Raw genomic sequence first — 16,742 nt, 5'->3', positions numbered from 1 at the left:
CTCACCATCCGACGGGGACGTACCCGTTGGCTTTCAAAATCTCACTGTCTGAGTGTTGATCGCCTCGAACAGCTACAGTAATCTGCAGCGATTGATCAAGCTTCTCACCCTGTGGGCCACGAGCCAGCTGCCAATCTTGGCTGATGGACTGCGACAAATTGGGCACCCCGGGGCCACCAAGCCCATTGTTAGCAATATCGGCCAACCATGCTCCCGCATCGATCGACTGAAGGCCAAATACAGTTGGAGGTATCAACGGTGTCGCGAATGAAATCGGCTTGACCGCAGGGTATAGCTGGTTGTTCAAGAATTCCTGAGCTTGACTCAAGCTACTACCCGGCTCAGCAACCCGACCGGCGAGATCACGTTGCGCTTCGGCGAGAATATTCGCGTCCGGCATGTATTCAGTATTCCACGCATGAGTTTCCACGCCCGAGATCGGCGTGTCCAGAGATATCCTATTTTCTCGCAGCCATCTCAATGCGCGATCGGTCAGTTGCAGATCCCTGAATGTGAGATCAGTGCGTATACCATCTACATTCTTGCCATCAACCAACGCCCGATAGCCATCGAGCTGATTCTCTGTGTAACTAGCTCCTTCAGAAAACTTCGAATCATAAAACCTCGCCGTGCCTGTTTCTGGATCGAAATAGATGAAGTCAGGATGGATTTCCACGAACGTGCCATCACTGAGTGGAACCTGCACCGATCCTTGCTCTAACGCATCGGCTACGTTAGCGACACCCTGCTCCCTTAGATCCCTATTGCGGAGCTCGAGCTGAGCCCGCGTAAAGGACTCGCCAAGCTTCCCTCGTGCCTGTGAGGACAAGTCCGCCCTACCAGGCAAGGTCCACGCCTTGACCTTGCTGCCATCAATCTTCTCCATGTGGGCAGTATTTGTTGCCGGAGTGTCCCTCCGGAGATCTTCCCCGAGTTTCTTGGACTCTTGTGGGGTGTACTTGGGCGGCTTCGGCTCTTCTGGAGTAAACGGATTTCTGCCGAGAGGAAGGTCTTCGGCAGGCGCTTTGCCTCCTGGACCGTATATCATGCCGTTGCTTCCCATACTCTGGTCAGCGTTTAGCAGGCCAGGCCTTTCTTTCGACGCAGCGACGGCGGCGCTGATCTGGTCGTTACGAAGCACATCGTCGCCGATGCCCTTGTTGCGGATGGCGGCAATGATTTCCGATTCACCCATGCCCGCCGTTGTCAGCCTGTCAATTTCAAGCGCGAGCTCGCCTAGCATCGGACGCGTTGATCCGCCAAGTCCGTCATCCATACGTTGATTGCGGTGCGGCGTTCCGGGCCCTGCTCTTCTAGGGAGTTCCGGCCAGGGTGTATCCGGAACTGCGCCTAGTCGGCCCGCACCACCCATCGAGTCGGCGGCACCGGCACCTTTGGTGAGCGCGCCCATGCCCTTGGGACCAGGGATCAGAAAGGTTCCGATGCCGAAGACAGCCGAGCCGACCGTGTCCCACGGGTTTTCCTCGAACTGACTCCAGTCGGTGCCGATTACGAGCTTGGATAGATCGTTGTATGCATTCAGTACAGCTTGCTGGCGGTCAAGATTTCCACCTGGGCTATATATCCTGTTTCCGGCGGCGTCACGATAGTCGAGTTGGAGGTAGAGATAGTCCTGCCCTACTGCCGTTAGCAAATCGACGAAACCATCTTTACTTTGCTGCTGCGAGGGCAAATTATAGAGATTTGGCCCACCAGGGATCTCGTCCCACCAACCCAAGATTCCACCTATGCCGACCAGGGCATTTACGCCGGCCTTGCCAACTCCCGCCTGAATCGGGTTCCAGAAGTACACGGCATCGAGGACATCTCCAGCCAAACCCGGTAGATCGTAGGTTTTCGGCGATGGGGGGATCAGAGATCGATTAGGTGTGTATGTGGGATTTCCGGCCGGATCGATTCCAACCGAGAGGGTGTAGAGGTTGATCCCATCTGTGGCCAACCACTTTTGAGGATCCGGGTTTCCGTCTGCGCCGAGCGCGGGCCGATAGTTGAGAGTTACACCTGAGGCATCCGTGAGGGATATTCCAAGACGGGTAGTATTGTCTGAGGCATAGCTCGAATTTACGATCATCCCGCCGCCGAGCTCTAGACGCTCGGCTCGGCCCCAATGGACTGGTGTAAAGCCAGGACCGACAACATCCCAATCGATAATCTGTAGGCCGTCTTTGTTTTGGACTTCCGTTGGCACGAAGTTCGTGCCCGCAGGGCTCATCTCCTCAACCAGCTGGCCCATAGTGCCGAAGGGATGTGGACTGACTTCAATCGACGTGGGTTTACCGTCCGAGCCGTAGACGGCATTCGTCCACGTCCCGTTCTCGTTAGGGGTCTGCTTCGTTGTCGCCCAGTGGGTAGGTTCCTGACCTGGTACCACCAGGTTCCAGTCGGTGACGACCGAACCATCGAGGCCGTAGCCTGTCTGCCCCTCGAACTTGCTCCCAGGCGGTGCCATACCCAGCATCAGCTGGCCGACCACGCCAATACTCTCAGGCGCTTGGGTTTTCGGAGCGTTGTTGCCGTTTGCTGGTTGCGGGACAGCCAACGTCGCGAGATCGGGAGCTACCGACGTGGAAACTCCAGGAACGTTATCCGCGGTATACGTTTTCGTGGGACCTTGGAGTATCGGCGCCGCACCGGCAGGATTTCCAGCGCCGATCGACGGATTTCCAACGTTTGGAACTGGCTGTGCCTGCTGTTGGGCATTCGCCCCTTGCCCCAGAGCAAGATCGGCTAGCTTCTGCTGGTCTGGCGTCAGGGTAGTTTGTGTCTTTTCTGAATTACTCGGGGGCGGAGTTCCATTAGAGACATTTTTGTTATCTTTCGAATCGGAATCGCCACCGAGCTTGTCCCCAACCCAATCAGTCGCCTTGTCAACGGCATTCGTAATCTTGTTCCAGAGGCCCATTGAGACTCACTCGCTGTATCTCGAACAGCGCACACACCCTGGCCCGAGCAGACACTTCTCACACCATCGGGTAAGAATCGACCATGAGCAGGCTTGCCGGGGCGTGCCGCAGGTGAATGAATATGAAGAACCCCACCGAATCCGAAGGGAGCGGTGAGGTGATCTGGCCGCGGCTCACATCACGCTTGGCGGGGATAAAGAAGACCTCCGCCGGACCTGTAACAGGTCCAGCGGAGGCACTTCTCGGTTGTCAGGTCGTGAACGGCCAGCTCGGCGGATAACTGCGGTGTAGCGCACTTTCGCAAAACACCTGTGACGTAGCAGGATTCGCAACGCGTGGGCACCGCCGCAGGAAGCAAAACCTCTATGGCTGGGCGCGTTGGATTCGTACCCAGGTTCCGGTGCCGTTGCGCACCGCGGCGTTGTGGCTGGACCAGCCCTGAATGGTCACGCGGTCTCCCGCGTTCACCCGCAGCGAGGCGGTGGCGGTCATGGTGCCTGACCAACCGCTCACCTCTTGGCTCTTGGCAACCTCTTCACCGTTCACCAGCAGCCGCACGGCCTGTCGAGGACCACCAAAACCACTTGCGATCACGTACGGGACCGTCGCCGAAATGACCGCTTTCAACTCGGTTCCCTGGACGACAAGTCCGTTGCCGTTGATCGTCGAACCCGGGAAGCTGCCGGTATCGGCGATCCACCCGTAGATATCGGTCCAATCACCGGTCAGTGACTGGTCGCCGTTCTTGGTCATGCCAGAAGGACGGAATGCTGGGGCGACCGCTGCGGACAGTGTTCCCACCCCGATGGCGGTCGCGGGGATCGGACCAACATTCGTGCTCATGGACGTGCCGATGGTGCCGAACGCGGCGGCCGCCGACAGGTACGGGACGACTGAGGCCGACAGCCCCGCCACACCGGAGAAGGCCGCGTTGCCGGCCACCGTATAGCTGTCACCGCCGAACGACGCTGTGACGACGACCTGGCCGCCTGCGCCGACGCTGACACCCGCGGTCGCGGTTCCCTCGTTGCCGAAGGCCGGTGTGCTCCACTGCTTCGTGTACGCGATTGCCGTGGTCAACGTTCCGAGCCCGCTGAGCCCAGCCGTCGCGGTGGCCGATGGCTTGAAGATCGGGGTGTTTTGCGTAGATCCGGAGAATGCGGCGTAGACGAACGGTGGAACGACTGGGATGCGGGTTCCATCGATCGAGGTACGGGCTGGTTGCGGGGCGTCGACGATGATGGTCGACGCCGCTGGGACGGCGGGGACTGCCGTCGGCGGTGTCGGCAGCCTTGCTGTGAACACCTGCCCGGGTGCTGTCATGACAGCCTCCGATTTGGTTGTGAACGAATAACTTTCGACACCGGTTTGCCGGTCAGCTCATGGTGAAAGTCGGGGTGATGAGCAGGGTGCCCTGGGCGCCGAGGGTGGTAGGGGCGATGGCGACCTTGTCGATGAAGGTGCCGCCGGAGGCCGCGCTCCAGAGGCCGGCGTGGGTGTAGGTGCCGGCGGGCAGGTCGATGGTGACCTGGCCGCCGGTGATCTGGCCGTTGGCCGGAGCGTTCCACGTGGTCGGCTTACGGGCGTAGGCGGGCGAACCGCCGGAGGCTTCGTTCTTGCCTTCGGCGCCGGGATCGGCCACGTGGACGGAAACGTAGATGGTCTGCGCGAGGGTGGCGTAGGCGGCGCACAGTGCGTTCTTGGTCGAGGTGACGGCGATAGCCATGGCTTGTACTCCTTGAGAGTTGTTGCGGGAATGGGTGATTCAGCTACTCCCGGAATCGAGAGGAGCGATGGGAGCAGAACTAGGTGCGGATGACGGTGCCCGCGTACCAGGCGTAGGTAGTCACCGGGCTGGTGAGGTAGGTGACCAGCATGGTGTAGCGGGAGTTCGACGGGATGTCGTCGCACGTCGCGGCGGGCACGGCCCAGGTCGCGGCGGTGTCGGTGACGGTCGCGGGCCAGGTGCCCAGCGGCTGGCCGCCGGGCGTGGTCAGCACGATGGAAACCTTTGTGCCGGCTGGGAATACGGCGCCGCCGGAGGGCTGGATGGTTTGCACGAAGCTGGCACCGGTGGTGAGCTTCAGCGGTTGCAGGGTGGGCTGATAGCCCAGGTAGCCAGGATCGTTGAGTGTGCTCATGGGTTCCTCTGCTGTGTTGGAGTCGACGGCCCGAATCGGAGTAGCTCAGGCAAAGGAGCACAGGGTGCCGTCGAAATAGGTGTAGATGCCCGACGGATCGCCGGTCATGTCATTCGCGCCAGCGATGTAATAGCCTGGTGCCCATACGCTTCCGGCACCGGCGAAGACGATGAACGTGCCTGCGACTCCGTAGACCTTGGATCCTTCGGACTCTCCGCCGTTGCGGATGTATCGCCATTCGCCGCCGGGATTGGGTGCGGTCCACAGCCCGACGTTGAAGTTGAAGCCCGTCCCACAGGGTTTCGACCATCGGGCGCCGACGCTCATCACGTACCAGCCGGCCTTGGTGATCTGCACCGCGCCGGTGGGAACGTCGACGATATTGACGTTCTTGGCCTGCCGGATGGCGTCGAAGACCGCGCCGAAACGATTCGTTCCCGCGGGTTGAGTCACCGCTGTGGTGCTGCGGCGGTACAGCGACCAGCCCGTGCCCACCAGTGGCGGTGATGATGTGTCCGCCGCGGCGAAGGAGTCGATGTCGAAACCGAAGTAGTTGATCGTGCCAGCCCAGTTCGAGGCGACATGACACGCACTCCACAAGCCCGCCCACCGGTTGTTGGGACCGACCGGGGAGGTGACGGCGCTGTCGCGATAGCCGAGCACGGCGATGCCGTTGAGCAGCACCTCGTACCAGTCCCCGGTCGCGGCCACGGTCACGGTGTCACCGGTGGCCAGGGTCAGATTCGTCGCTTCGGCCCAGGTCGTGACCTGGAGCTTGCCACCGACCAGCGCGGCGCGTTGCAAGTAGATGCGGGTTGTGCCGATCTGCACCATGACGAAACTCGAGAAGTCGGCGGCCGCGCGAAGCAGGATCCCGCTGCCGGTGAAATCCTTGGCCTGGTTGGGTCGCCCCAGCACCAGCGACACCGACTGCGAGTCGGTCATCAGCGGTGTCCGGTACAGCGCGAAATTGCCGCCCGTAGCCGCATTTCCACTCTTGGCGATACCCGCCTGACCGCTGATCACAGCCATGTCGGGGACGGCGTGGGCGCCATCGGCCCACTTGGCGACGGTCCACATCGTGGCGTCCCACGTGTCGAACAGATCGGTGATCGCCGCGCCGCCGACCTCGTTCTGTTTCTGCTCGGTTTTCAGCTTGGCGATCTCGGACGCGTTGGACGCCGACGTGGCTTGCACCGCGTACGCGGTCGATTGCGCTTGCGCGGCACCGGCCTGCGCCGAATTCGCCGCCTCCAACGCTCGATTGGTGGCCCCGTTCAGATTCGTACCGACCGCGTCCAGACCAGCGAATGAACCCATCACGCTGGACATGACCGAGGCCTGGGCAGATTCCCAGGTGACCTTCTGGAGTTTGCGGATCGAGCCGCCGGTATACGCGCCGGGCGGAATCTTCTTGTCAGGGCTGGTCATCGGCGTTCCTCGGCCATCATGTCGGCGGCCGTGCCGATCCTGGCCTGATTGAGATCGAGCTCGCGCGGGTCGACAAGGTGCCCGAGCTCACCGGACTCCCGCAGCTGCTGCGCCAGGTGCATCCGCTCGTCCGGGGTGAGTTCGGTGATATCGGGTGCGGAGGACTCCGGCGGACGTGGCGCACCCTTCGCCGCCCACTGTCCAGAACCGTTGAGCCAGTGGGTGACACCGCGAGCAGGCGGGTGATATTCCTTGGTCTGCTGCTCGGGGTCGTGCCGGAATCCCAAGTCCCACAGATGTTTCGACCACTGTCGGAGCACATCGGGGTGCACCAGCAGTGGCGAGTTGTGGGGTCCGGGCAGGCCGACCAACGCCCACACGAACGCCTGATAGGGATCGTTGGGATCGCAGTCCTCGTGCAAGGGAATTGCCATGATTGTCTCCGGTCGTGCGAAAGAGAGTGTCGGGACGGGGATTACATCTGGACGGCGAGGGCCTGGATCGCGTCGGCGATATCGGCGATCACACGCATGGACTTGGCGAACGGCATGCCGTGATCGCGGTCGGAGCCGACCGTGACCTGCCAGGCCGGGCTGGCGGTGCGCGACCAGGCCAGTTCGAGCTCGCTCACCTGGTCGACGTAGATCGAGCCCTCGGGCATGCCCTTGACGGTGGAACCGACCCGGTCACCGAGGAAGAAGTGGCCATAGCCCTGGTCTCCGATCAGATAGGGCTCACCATTGGCGACGGTGAACTTGTGGGTGAAGTGCTGGCGCGTCTTCCACAGGCCCTCACCCAGGCTGAGCAGCGAGCCGAGAGTGTAGGCGCGCGACGCGCTGGTCTCGAAGTGCTCGAAATAGTGCGACCAGCCCGCATTCTTCTCACGCTGCGGGGATTGGAACTCCATCCACGCCAGCAGCGTGTCCGACAAGAGCGCCATCGCGATGGTGTCGACCACCGCGGTCGTACCGTTGGCGACACCCGCCAGCACCGGACCGACGATCGGGACCACTCCCAGCGCGCCGGCGGCGACCATGCCGACGAACTGGATCGCCGAGGAGATCGCCTCGTTCACACCGGGCATCGAGTGACCGCCGGTGAGCACCCGCGTCGCCGAGGACGGGTTGACCACGAACGACGAGGTCTGGATACCGGTGTAATCGTTCCGCCGGTACACCACCCACGGGTTCGACGGCAGCGTGCCCATCCAGCCCGGGTTCTTGTACAGCTCCGGCACATTGTTGTCCGGCAGCACATCCGGGCTGTAGTCCAGCAGCGTGTTGTCCAGTACCTGCTTGGTGCGCTCCAGACCGTCCCACATATTGCCGCCGGTGCTCGTGCCGGACCAGAAACCGGACTTGTCGACAATGTCGACCACCAGGCAGCCGTGGCGCAGTTTGGCTCCCGGCCACGGCGGCGGATCACCGGCGAGCCAGCGGCGTGTCACAACCGCCAATTGAGCGGTTTCCAATGTGCCGGAAGCGACTTCATGGAAGGACCGGAATCGGGCACCGAAGATCGTCCACAACGAGGTGTCGGAGTGGAAATCACCGGGCTTGACCACGACCGACCAGTTGGACTGGTTCAGATTGCCCCACGCGCCGGCATCCACCGGGTCATCCGGCAGCTCCCATTTCCCGAATCCGTGTAGCCGCAGCAAGTTCAGATGCAGCGCCGTCTTCAGCACCCAGACGCTGGGCCCGGCCAGGATGAACTCGCGCGGGAACTGCACCGCCGCCGGCAAGAACGGATTCGACCAGCAGTAGATGTGTTTGAGTTCCTGATAGGAGTGCATGAACAGCAACTCGACGGTTGTCACGCCATGCTCGTCGGTCTTGATGACCGCCTTCTCCAACCGGCCGTCCCAGCGCGACCCGTCCTTGTCGACGGTGATGTGCACATTTCGCTTGGCACGGCCGTTGATATCGACGGCCCACTTGGCCAGGTAATAGTCATACGGCAGCACCAGCATTCCGGTGCCGGACTGATTGAGCACCCACCGGAAGTTGGCGCTGATCTCGGCACCACATACGCCGCGCAGATTCCAGTCACCGTCCCACAGCCGGATCAACGGCCGTGAGAATCGCTGCTGTTTGCGACTTACCTTGACCGCCTGCGCATTCGCGTAAACAGCGGGCAGGTCCATCACCGCTGTCACTGCAGCCCCCACGGACGCGACCAGTTGCGCGGCTGCACCACCATCACCGACGCGCCCGCGGGCGCACCGGTCACCGATACCGGCACCTCTGTGGCCGGCGTGTACGCCGGTACCGGATACAGGAAGCTGACACCGTTCATCAAGGCCCAGATCTGCGCGGAGTCCGCGGCGACGATCATCTCTTCCATCGGATCGGTATCAACCGTCAGGTCTTGTCCGGCACGAGCCAACGGCAACGTGATCACGCGCGCCTTGTCGCGCTCAACTTCACCCCAGGAGAAGTCCGGAAGCGTCCACTTGCCCGGTGCCGAGCACACCCACTTCAACCACATCGGCTGATCGGTCGGGTTGGCGACGGTGATCGTGCCGCTCTGACTCTTTCCCTCACCGGTGGTGTCGATGGTCGAGCTCCAGGTACCGGTCTCATCGGACTCCACCCACCACGGATTGCCTGCGACGCAGGTCATTACGACCTTGCCCATCGACTTCAGATGCGGATCCTTATCCGGCTTGAAGTCCGGCTGCTCCGACATCCGCAGCTTGAGCGACCGCGTCCCGAAGTCGGTCGTAATCGTCAGGATCGAATCCCGGTCATACGCCCAAGCTTTCCGCCACGCCGAATCGACCGACTCCCATGACCGGCCCGCCGCCTCGAAAACATTTACAGCGAACACGACATCCCGCTTGTTCGTCCGATACCCGCCGAACGACGACCCGATCTGGAACGCCGACTGGTTCCAAATCGTCGTCACCGGCGCGTCGTACAAACCACTCGGAGCCGTCGCCAACTCCACACCCTCACGGCCCCGCCCCTGGCCGGCGATCGTCCACACCGATCCATCGACCCCGGTCACCGTGATCATCGCGGCATTCGACGCCACAACCTCACCTCAATTCTCTTGAAAATCTGAAATAGACTCACCGACAGGCGATCTCAGCCAAACAGGCAATTGGACACGCACTATCGGGAATTCATGAGCTCCCACTGTGTCGACAGCACTTTCAGCCGCGCGACGATGTCCTCGGAACTCGACATGGAGATATTCACCGTCGCGGGACCATTGCCGGACGGCGCGGACGCATAGGCACCCGCGTTCGCACTGGCCCTCGCCTCAGCAGCGCGGTCCCGCTGCGCAAGCATCGTCTGCAGGAAGAACGGATCAGCGTTGAGCGCCTGCAGAAATGGCCTGTTCACCGACGTCGACCGCGCGTTCATCACGAACTCGCCATCGGACAACCATGCCGGAATTTTGTCACCGATCGACGAGCCCGGCCCTTGGACACTTCCCCCTGCGGCGTACGCGGGCCTTTGGACGCCGCCGTTGTTGGCCGGGTCATACCGATCCTTGTACGTTCCGTCGGGGTTACGTTCCTGAATGCGGAACCGCTCGCCGTTGACGGTGTACTCGAAGTCCCGGGGTGCCCTGCCATCGGCGCCGATGGTGCCTCGCTGCACAATGGTGTTCGAGGTACCGAAGTCGATGAAATTCCGTGCGACACCGGATGAGTGCAGTTCGTTCGCCTGGTTGTTTCGTTCGATATTCTTCCGGATCTCGTCGCTGTCGTCGGGGCGTGGTTCTCGCCACGGGAAGTTGTAATAGTCCCAGATTTTGGCGTTGAAGGTCGCCTCGTATCCATTCGGGTGATCTGGATCGTCGGGTGCGTACACGGTGATCGCGCCGACAGCACCGAGGTGGTAATGCCCCAGGGCAAGGTTCACCCGGAAGTTATCGTCGTTGTTCGCGTCATACGGGGTCCGCATCCACGGGACCTTGGTCTGCTGCGGCTTCCCATAGAGCGAGGGATCGGCACGGGCACGTCGGATCGCTTCGTCGATCTGATCCTGAATACCGTTGTCGTGCACGTCCCCCGGCAAGAACTGGTCCTGCTGGCGGAGCGTCATCCAGTCGGGCTGAAGCCGAGGATCGTTCGCCATGGCGGGATGGAACCGGCGATCCTGGCCAAAGAAGAGAGCGCTTCTGGCCCACTTTGTCCCGAGTACAGCCTCATCAACGTGACTGGCACCAATTTCATAGCTGCTGCGGTTGTTTCGCAAGAAGGCCCGGAACAGATCTGCCGCAAGGTCAGCGCCGATCCCGTCGAAGTACATCGGCGCGGCTCGCATCTCGGCCTGGTTGACAGTCCGTTCGTTCCACGGTTTTGGGCTGGATCCCCAGTAGGGTTGCCCATAATGGTCATTGGCGTTCGCGGGGTCGTGGATATGGTCTTGGAAACCCGCGGCCCTGGGGTTGGGATCCAGGACGTCGGGCGGTGTGTCTTCCAGTGCACCGTTGAAGCCGGCCGGTGTACCGCCTTGCGCCCATCCCGCAGGCGCTGGCTCGGGGTCATCGAACCGCGCATCATCGGCGACGAACCGGAGCAGCGGTGGTCCGAGGTGACGTGTATGGTCATCGAACATCGTGGGGCATCCTTCGTTGTAATCGTGACGGCACGACGGAGTTGGTGAAGTTGTTCGGACCGGTGAGCAAGAAGTTCGTCGTCGCGGCCGGCATCGCGGTTCTCGCAATGACAATCGGCGGTTGTGCCACTAGCAGCGACGGGCCGCAACTCGCAGATCTCCCGGAGGAACTCACATTCCACGGCCATCTCACGGGCACGCTCGACACCGGCCTCAGTGTCTACGGCCGCACCCCCGACCATCCTGTCGAGCAGACCCGCTTGTCTGACGGGACGACGCTCGATGCCGCACCGTCGAAAACTCGCTGCTTCACCAACGATGACGCAGGCGGAATGCTTGCCCAGGACCTGCAAACCCGCCGCTCTGAGGGCGCGACCATAGTTGGAATCGTCGGTGGGCATCGAGTCGGACTGCTCATCAGGACCGACGGTCTCTTCGACAGCGTGCAGCTGTTCATCGATGGCGATCCGACACTACGGAAATCGGCCGAGTGCACCCGCAACAGCCCGTGTACGGTCCCGAGTTCCACAATCACGATTGACGCCGACCGCACAGGCGGAACGCTCGATGCCTGGCTGGGGCCGTGGAATCCTGACTCGACACAGTCGAGTCAGACGACCCACATCGTCGGCCGTTGGCGATGTGGCTGACCCAGACTCCGCCAATGCGATTTGGAGCCTCGGCGTGGCCGGAATTCCCCTGTCGGTCAGCTTACGAAGACCGACAGCAGCAAGCCCGACCCGATCGCTAGGCCAGACCCGTTTTGGTGCATCTGCACGTCGAGAACGTCACCTGCCAGCAGAGTCGGTTGCTGCACGATCGGAATCGTCACCGGCATCGCCGGGCTGAGCGAAACCCCCGTGGTCACAGTCAGACTCGCGATGGTCTGGATCGGTACGCCATTCCTGAGCTGTCGGACCGAGATGGTGGCGTTATTCGGGGTCGCACCAGTGACGACCGGAAACCCGTGCGGGGCCACCAGTTTGACATCGGTGACGGTGTCGCCGCTGTAGAAGCTGGGGGAATAGACGCCCGCAAGCACGGTCACATCGGCCGTCCCCATGCTCTGGGCCGGCAGTGTCGCAGAATAGATCATCAGTTCTCCCAGGTAGAGGCAGTGAACTGGTCGATGAGTTTTTGCATCGAACGGTCGCGGTACTCGTCACGGACCTGGTCCGCTGCGGTGACGGGCCGGGGCATCGGTGTGATTCTCGGCGGATCGCCACCTGCGGCCGCGATCACCGCCGCTTGAACGCCCTGCAATGCGTCGATGATCGACAGCAGCAGGTACGTGTCAATGGTGTAGCCCTCTGGCGTTGGGCCGCTGGAGGTTTCAGGCTCCTCATAGGACTCGAGCTGAGCTTCGGCTTGTTCGGCGGCGACCATCTGCTCGGCGAGCTCGCGATCCATCGCAAGCGCCGAACGATACTGGCAGCCGTGCGGCAGCTTGTCCTTGATGGCCCAGATGGTGCGCCAATCGCGCGTGCGAATCGTGTTGGGCCCGAAGCAGTCCCGGACGTCGATCCCGCGCTCGAGTAGGTCGTAGTCGAGCGCGGCACCGAAACGTTCCCAGAACTCTACGAGCCCGACGATCCCCCCGGCAGCTCCGAAGAGCCCTGGCCGAAGAGGTGGGCGTAGAGATCCTTTTGGAAGGCCAACCACTCGTCCAGCGGCCGGTCCGCGAAGAGCGCTTCGACGGCTTCGTACTGGTCGCCCAGCACGATGGCCATCTGCTCGTCGTCGTTGTTGGTCCGGCGCAGGGCCAGCAGCTGGCCCCGGGTAACCGGCGGAATGGCGATGTCCTCGGTCAAGCGGTAGGGCGCGCGTCGGCGCGGGGCGAGCTCCTGCTGCAGCTCGTGGAAACGGCCGCCGACCTCGGCCTTGGCGGCCGCATCGTGAGTGGTTGTCATGACTGATCTCCGGAATATGTTGTGTTACTTGGTCTTCGCGGCGCGGCGCGGGGCGGCGGCTGCGGTTTCGGCCTTGAGTTCATGGCCGAGCTTGTAGACGGCGTTGACGTACTCGGTGGCCGAGGACACGACGTAGTCGTTCTCGCCGTCGGTCATGGTGACGGGGTATTCGGTGGGGATGGCGGACACGGTGGACCTGCTTCCTTCTCCGGAAATGTGGACAGAAATGTTGTGGGGCGTGCCATGACCGGAGACACATGGCACGCCCCACCCCCAGGTCGGGACCTGGGTGATCAGGGAGAATCTCCGCTGAGCTTGACGACGTCAGGCCGTTGCGGCGGCGATGCCGGTCTTGGCCACGACCTTCTTCCAACCGAGGCCGCCGAAGCCGTGCGCCACGGCGTAGCCCGCGGTGTCGTCCTTGAACGCGACCATGGTCAGCTTCTGGGCGAGGACCTCGGTCGGGTTCCACTGCTCGCCACCGAACTTGGAAACGGCGACCTTCGGCAGCACCTTGAACACGTAGATCGGCTCGGCGTCATTGCCGTCCTTGCCGATGATGATCGCCGAGTAGTAGGTGATCTCCTCCGACGCCGGCTGCGGGAAGAACACCTCACCGGAGGTGGCATTCGACTTGACCTTCGCCATATTGGTGCTCGTGGTCAGGCTCAGGGTCAGCGCGCTGGTCTGCTGCGGCTGGAACTCGATGGTGGTGATGTCGCTGGTGATGTCGTTGCGCACCGGCTGCAGTTCACCGTAGGCCTCGATCGGGGCGGCGGTGATGCCGCGGGCGAAGGCGATACCGGTCTTCTTATCGATCAGACCGACAGGCTGGTAGGCGGCCGGCAGCGGCTGCAGGGCACCGGTGGAATCGGTGAACGACGACGGCGCAGCGGTGTACCAAGGAGCGATGAACACGGCAGCGTCCAGCGGCTTCAGCAACAGCGACCGCTGAGCATTCTTGAGATCGGTGAGGTTGGTGGCAAGCATGAGTCTCCATTCGAACGCCCGCGAGTGCGGGCAGGGTTTAACGGAAACGGCACCGAGCGGTGCCGGTGAAACGCCCTATCCGGGACAGGGTTTCGGTCCGCCTACTGGCGGCGGGCTTCGATCGAGAAGGCGATCTCGACCATCTGGTTGAGCGGATCGAGGTCGGGGACCTCGGTCAGACCGCGGCTGCGCCGCAGGATCGGCGGATGGAACTTCTGCTCCTCGGCTGCGATCTCCTCGACGTAGTCGACGAGGACGCCGTTGACACGGCTGGCGGGCGCAGCCAGCATCGCTTCGCGAATGCGCACCACGAGTTGTTGCGCCGCGCCGCGTGTGGTGCCGAACGCGACGACATTCACGGTCGCCTTGTAGGTGACCGCGTTGATGTCCAGCGTTCCGCCGCCCAGCCGCACCCAAATCAGCGGCAACGACGACTGCAGCGCATCCGACGTGGCCGGTAGTGCGGTAACGGTGGTGGCGATCGGAGTGAACAGATCGACCATGAACTGTTCGAAATCGGGGAACTCCCCCGCCACGGGATAGGTTGCCATCACGCCTCTTCCGAAGTCGAGCCGACCGTGACGACGTCACCGGAGGTGTCGCCGGCCGGCGGCGCGGGCGCGGGCAGTGCGGCATCGACGGTCATGGACACGCCCTGGGCGAGATTGAGCAGTACATCGATATCCGCCCGCACACTGAACAAGCGGGAAACCAAGGCATGGACATCGGATGTGATGGTTTGGGCGAGGCCGGGGGAATTGTCGGGAGTAGGCACGTTCTTCTCCATCATCAGGTTCACGGGCAATCCGTGGAAACGAACAAGTACAGAAAGGAGCCGGGTACGTCAGAGCAACGGGGACAGATACTGTTCCATCCGCCCGATCAGCGGATCGCTCGTATTCGGCTTGTATTCAGTCGTCTTCAGCACATTGATCGTCGTGGTGCGATCAATGCTCGGTCCGAATGACTGCTGATCGAACACGCCGTTGTTCAGCGGGAGGACCTGCGGCAGTGGAGTCGCTTTCGGCAACCCGCCGCCGGTCTGCGTCTGCGGCGGTGTGGTGAACTGCTGCAACACATTCTGCACCGAGGACGTCAGCGTGCTCACCGCGACGGCGGCAGCGGCACCGGCGGGACCCGCGACCGAGCCGACAAGAGCGGAGAGACCCGCCTGAACGGCTGCCGTTCCACCGTATGCCGTGAACTGATCAACGGTACTCTTGGCGATGTTGAACCAGCTCGGCCATTGCAGGAAGCCGAAAAGGCGACCCGGCCGCGATGTCGCGAGAAATCCGTCGTCGTAATCCTGTCGCCCCTCGGGCTCACCACCTTCGGCGAGTCCGGCGGCAGAAAGGAACGACTTACCGATGCTCTCCCCCAAATCGCTTGCACCAGTGGACCATTGCAGAAACGATCCAATGGTCCCTACACCCGCGGTGGACAGCAGCCCGTCACCGGAATCCGGACGGGGTTCCTCCTCGGAATTGATACGCAGACCCTCATAAGACATATTCGACCGTCCATTAGCTGTGAATCGTTGGCGCACGTCGTCGTGTGCGTGTGCACGGGCGGGGAGAGTCGAACTCCCTGGTACCGGTTTTGGAGACCGGTCCGCTGCCACCAGCTCGCCCATAGAGCGCCGGGTAGTCCCAGGAAGACTCCCGGCATCGATGCCTACTTCGGCAGATCAGGAAGCTCTGCGTCGGTGTGCTCGGCGTGCGCCTTCAGGTTCTCCAGCAGGGCATCAACCCGCTTGAAGTCCAAGTACTCGGCCTGGGGGTTCGCCTTGAGCCACTGAATCTCGGCGCGGATCTTCACCACCAGATCACGCACGTAAGCGACCTGATCACCGATGGCATTGATCTTTTCCTGGACAGTCATGTTCGTCCTTTCGATTTCGAGGCGGGAACGTACGCCCCCGCTGTAGCCTGGATTTTGTGCCGGACGACAAATCCGGCGTTTGTCACGCTGGAATACGTTCTCTGTCAGCGGCTTTCGAGCCGGTCCAACCGCGCGATTACCTCGGCGAGTGCGTCGACGACCGTGCGGTTGTCCAGCTGCGGCCAGCCACCGTACTGCGTGGCATCGCGCTGGCCCAGACCGCACAGCTGTTCACGGATGTCTTTGACATCGCTGCCGATCGGTCCGCAGAAATCAGCGATGAAATCGGTGATTTGCCGGACTTCCGCTGCGCTCATGGGCGCATCCTTTCCATCGATGAAACCCTGAACGTCACGACGGAACTCGTCCATATCGATGCCGGCAGGGTCGATCTTGCCTTCGCTGCTGTACTCGCGATGCGCCACGCAATCCGCGGCGGTGCGGCCCAGACGGGCCAAGATGGCAGCGCAGCCACGCTTGTAGGCATCCAGTTGTGCTGGGGTCCAATCAGTTCCGTCGCCGCGGGAGACGGCTTCGATTCCGATGACGTGATAGTTGGCGTTATTGGTCGGCCAGCCGGGCCAGGAACCACGCCCGGCATGCCAGCACACGCCGGCGGCGATGACGCGGTAGGTGCCGTCACGTTCCAGGACCAGCTGCGCCAGTGGTCCTTCCAGGTCGGGGCGGCCGTACTGGACTATGCGCCAGTCGTTGGCGCCGCCGCCGGCGGTGTGGTGGCAGAGCACGCCGCGGATATCGGCGAAATCGCCGTGTCCGCGGTCGCGCCAGCCGTCATGTTCGATTACCTGCAATCCGGCTTCACGCAATACATCCGCTAGCCAGACCGGATCTCCAGTCCAAGACATGCCGAGATCAACTTCCGTTCAA

At 62.2% G+C, this 16,742-nt stretch carries 20 protein-coding genes and 1 tRNA gene; 1 reads left to right on the top strand and 20 read right to left on the bottom strand.

Features of this window, described 5'->3' with window-relative positions:
- Position 1: 1 nt before the first annotated feature.
- The 9 genes from ACFVIV_RS07595 to ACFVIV_RS07555 all read right to left on the bottom strand — a co-directional run bounded on the left by ACFVIV_RS07595 (position 2) and on the right by ACFVIV_RS07555 (position 11,073).
- The gene (locus ACFVIV_RS07595) at positions 2-2,923 is read right to left on the bottom strand and encodes a hypothetical protein (protein WP_379193973.1); all 2,922 of its coding nucleotides are present in this window, start codon (positions 2,921-2,923) and stop codon (positions 2-4) included.
- A 364-nt stretch (positions 2,924-3,287) separates the two neighbouring features.
- The gene (locus tag ACFVIV_RS07590; RefSeq protein ID WP_379193972.1) at positions 3,288-4,247 is read right to left on the bottom strand and encodes a hypothetical protein; all 960 of its coding nucleotides are present in this window, start codon (positions 4,245-4,247) and stop codon (positions 3,288-3,290) included.
- Positions 4,248-4,299: 52 nt separating this feature from the next.
- On the bottom strand, positions 4,300-4,650 hold the full coding sequence (locus ACFVIV_RS07585; RefSeq protein WP_379193971.1) for a hypothetical protein: 351 nt from the start codon (positions 4,648-4,650) through the stop codon (positions 4,300-4,302).
- 79 nt (positions 4,651-4,729) lie between these two features.
- Entirely contained in the window at positions 4,730-5,065 is a 336-nt protein-coding gene (locus ACFVIV_RS07580; protein WP_379193970.1) for a hypothetical protein, read from the bottom strand.
- A 45-nt stretch (positions 5,066-5,110) separates the two neighbouring features.
- Positions 5,111-6,496 (bottom strand): hypothetical protein, encoded by a 1,386-nt coding sequence (locus tag ACFVIV_RS07575; RefSeq protein WP_379193969.1) that lies wholly within the window; start codon positions 6,494-6,496, stop codon positions 5,111-5,113.
- Positions 6,493-6,930: a DUF2744 domain-containing protein gene (locus ACFVIV_RS07570; RefSeq protein ID WP_379193968.1), complete on the bottom strand. Its 438-nt coding sequence runs from the start codon at positions 6,928-6,930 to the stop codon at positions 6,493-6,495. The genes ACFVIV_RS07575 and ACFVIV_RS07570 overlap by 4 nt, the downstream gene beginning before the upstream one ends.
- A gap of 41 nt (positions 6,931-6,971) precedes the next feature.
- Positions 6,972-8,654 (bottom strand): phage tail protein, encoded by a 1,683-nt coding sequence (locus ACFVIV_RS07565; protein ID WP_379193967.1) that lies wholly within the window; start codon positions 8,652-8,654, stop codon positions 6,972-6,974.
- Positions 8,651-9,535 (bottom strand): phage tail protein, encoded by an 885-nt coding sequence (locus tag ACFVIV_RS07560; protein WP_379193966.1) that lies wholly within the window; start codon positions 9,533-9,535, stop codon positions 8,651-8,653. The genes ACFVIV_RS07565 and ACFVIV_RS07560 overlap by 4 nt, the downstream gene beginning before the upstream one ends.
- Positions 9,536-9,615: 80 nt before the next feature.
- Positions 9,616-11,073: a hypothetical protein gene (locus tag ACFVIV_RS07555; RefSeq protein WP_379193965.1), complete on the bottom strand. Its 1,458-nt coding sequence runs from the start codon at positions 11,071-11,073 to the stop codon at positions 9,616-9,618.
- Positions 11,074-11,135: 62 nt separating this feature from the next.
- Between ACFVIV_RS07555 and ACFVIV_RS07550 the strand changes: the two genes are divergently transcribed.
- Positions 11,136-11,723, top strand: a complete 588-nt coding sequence (locus ACFVIV_RS07550) for a hypothetical protein (protein WP_379193964.1) — start codon at positions 11,136-11,138, stop codon at positions 11,721-11,723.
- A gap of 56 nt (positions 11,724-11,779) precedes the next feature.
- Here the strand turns inward: ACFVIV_RS07550 and ACFVIV_RS07545 are convergent, their stop codons facing one another.
- The 11 genes from ACFVIV_RS07545 to ACFVIV_RS07495 all read right to left on the bottom strand — a co-directional run bounded on the left by ACFVIV_RS07545 (position 11,780) and on the right by ACFVIV_RS07495 (position 16,681).
- The gene (locus tag ACFVIV_RS07545) at positions 11,780-12,169 is read right to left on the bottom strand and encodes a hypothetical protein (RefSeq protein WP_379193963.1); all 390 of its coding nucleotides are present in this window, start codon (positions 12,167-12,169) and stop codon (positions 11,780-11,782) included.
- Complete coding sequence (locus tag ACFVIV_RS07540) at positions 12,169-12,483, bottom strand: hypothetical protein (RefSeq protein WP_379193962.1); 315 nt, start codon at positions 12,481-12,483, stop codon at positions 12,169-12,171. The genes ACFVIV_RS07545 and ACFVIV_RS07540 overlap by 1 nt, the downstream gene beginning before the upstream one ends.
- A 167-nt stretch (positions 12,484-12,650) precedes the next feature.
- On the bottom strand, positions 12,651-12,983 hold the full coding sequence (locus ACFVIV_RS07535; protein WP_379193961.1) for a hypothetical protein: 333 nt from the start codon (positions 12,981-12,983) through the stop codon (positions 12,651-12,653).
- Positions 12,984-13,007: 24 nt separating this feature from the next.
- Positions 13,008-13,172, bottom strand: a complete 165-nt coding sequence (locus ACFVIV_RS07530; protein ID WP_379193960.1) for a hypothetical protein — start codon at positions 13,170-13,172, stop codon at positions 13,008-13,010.
- Between the two features lie 135 nt (positions 13,173-13,307).
- On the bottom strand, positions 13,308-13,973 hold the full coding sequence (locus tag ACFVIV_RS07525) for a hypothetical protein (RefSeq protein WP_379193959.1): 666 nt from the start codon (positions 13,971-13,973) through the stop codon (positions 13,308-13,310).
- Positions 13,974-14,074: 101 nt separating this feature from the next.
- Positions 14,075-14,509: a hypothetical protein gene (locus tag ACFVIV_RS07520; protein WP_379193958.1), complete on the bottom strand. Its 435-nt coding sequence runs from the start codon at positions 14,507-14,509 to the stop codon at positions 14,075-14,077.
- Between the two features lie 14 nt (positions 14,510-14,523).
- Entirely contained in the window at positions 14,524-14,772 is a 249-nt protein-coding gene (locus ACFVIV_RS07515; RefSeq protein WP_379193957.1) for a hypothetical protein, read from the bottom strand.
- Between the two features lie 45 nt (positions 14,773-14,817).
- Positions 14,818-15,483: a hypothetical protein gene (locus ACFVIV_RS07510; protein ID WP_379193956.1), complete on the bottom strand. Its 666-nt coding sequence runs from the start codon at positions 15,481-15,483 to the stop codon at positions 14,818-14,820.
- A gap of 53 nt (positions 15,484-15,536) precedes the next feature.
- Positions 15,537-15,606 (bottom strand) — tRNA-Trp (locus tag ACFVIV_RS07505).
- A gap of 41 nt (positions 15,607-15,647) precedes the next feature.
- Positions 15,648-15,854, bottom strand: coding sequence for a hypothetical protein (locus ACFVIV_RS07500; protein ID WP_379193955.1), 207 nt, complete (start codon positions 15,852-15,854; stop codon positions 15,648-15,650).
- A 104-nt stretch (positions 15,855-15,958) separates the two neighbouring features.
- On the bottom strand, positions 15,959-16,681 hold the full coding sequence (locus tag ACFVIV_RS07495) for an N-acetylmuramoyl-L-alanine amidase (RefSeq protein WP_379193954.1): 723 nt from the start codon (positions 16,679-16,681) through the stop codon (positions 15,959-15,961).
- Positions 16,682-16,742 lie beyond the last annotated feature (61 nt).

The sequence above is a fragment of the Nocardia sp. NPDC127526 genome (genome assembly GCF_042672265.1).
Lineage (GTDB): Bacteria > Actinomycetota > Actinomycetes > Mycobacteriales > Mycobacteriaceae > Nocardia.
Note: the sequence above shows the minus strand (reverse complement) of the source record. Positions and strands in the feature narration are given on the sequence as shown.

Coding starts and splice junctions, on each gene's coding strand:
- ACFVIV_RS07595 (WP_379193973.1), bottom strand. CDS start 2,923: ATGGGCCTCTGGAACAAGATTACGAATGCCGTTGACAAGGCGACTGAT.
- ACFVIV_RS07590 (WP_379193972.1), bottom strand. CDS start 4,247: ATGACAGCACCCGGGCAGGTGTTCACAGCAAGGCTGCCGACACCGCCG.
- ACFVIV_RS07585 (WP_379193971.1), bottom strand. CDS start 4,650: ATGGCTATCGCCGTCACCTCGACCAAGAACGCACTGTGCGCCGCCTAC.
- ACFVIV_RS07580 (WP_379193970.1), bottom strand. CDS start 5,065: ATGAGCACACTCAACGATCCTGGCTACCTGGGCTATCAGCCCACCCTG.
- ACFVIV_RS07575 (WP_379193969.1), bottom strand. CDS start 6,496: ATGACCAGCCCTGACAAGAAGATTCCGCCCGGCGCGTATACCGGCGGC.
- ACFVIV_RS07570 (WP_379193968.1), bottom strand. CDS start 6,930: ATGGCAATTCCCTTGCACGAGGACTGCGATCCCAACGATCCCTATCAG.
- ACFVIV_RS07555 (WP_379193965.1), bottom strand. CDS start 11,073: ATGTTCGATGACCATACACGTCACCTCGGACCACCGCTGCTCCGGTTC.
- ACFVIV_RS07545 (WP_379193963.1), bottom strand. CDS start 12,169: ATGATCTATTCTGCGACACTGCCGGCCCAGAGCATGGGGACGGCCGAT.
- ACFVIV_RS07540 (WP_379193962.1), bottom strand. CDS start 12,483: ATGGATCGCGAGCTCGCCGAGCAGATGGTCGCCGCCGAACAAGCCGAA.
- ACFVIV_RS07535 (WP_379193961.1), bottom strand. CDS start 12,983: ATGACAACCACTCACGATGCGGCCGCCAAGGCCGAGGTCGGCGGCCGT.
- ACFVIV_RS07525 (WP_379193959.1), bottom strand. CDS start 13,973: ATGCTTGCCACCAACCTCACCGATCTCAAGAATGCTCAGCGGTCGCTG.
- ACFVIV_RS07510 (WP_379193956.1), bottom strand. CDS start 15,483: ATGTCTTATGAGGGTCTGCGTATCAATTCCGAGGAGGAACCCCGTCCG.
- ACFVIV_RS07500 (WP_379193955.1), bottom strand. CDS start 15,854: ATGACTGTCCAGGAAAAGATCAATGCCATCGGTGATCAGGTCGCTTAC.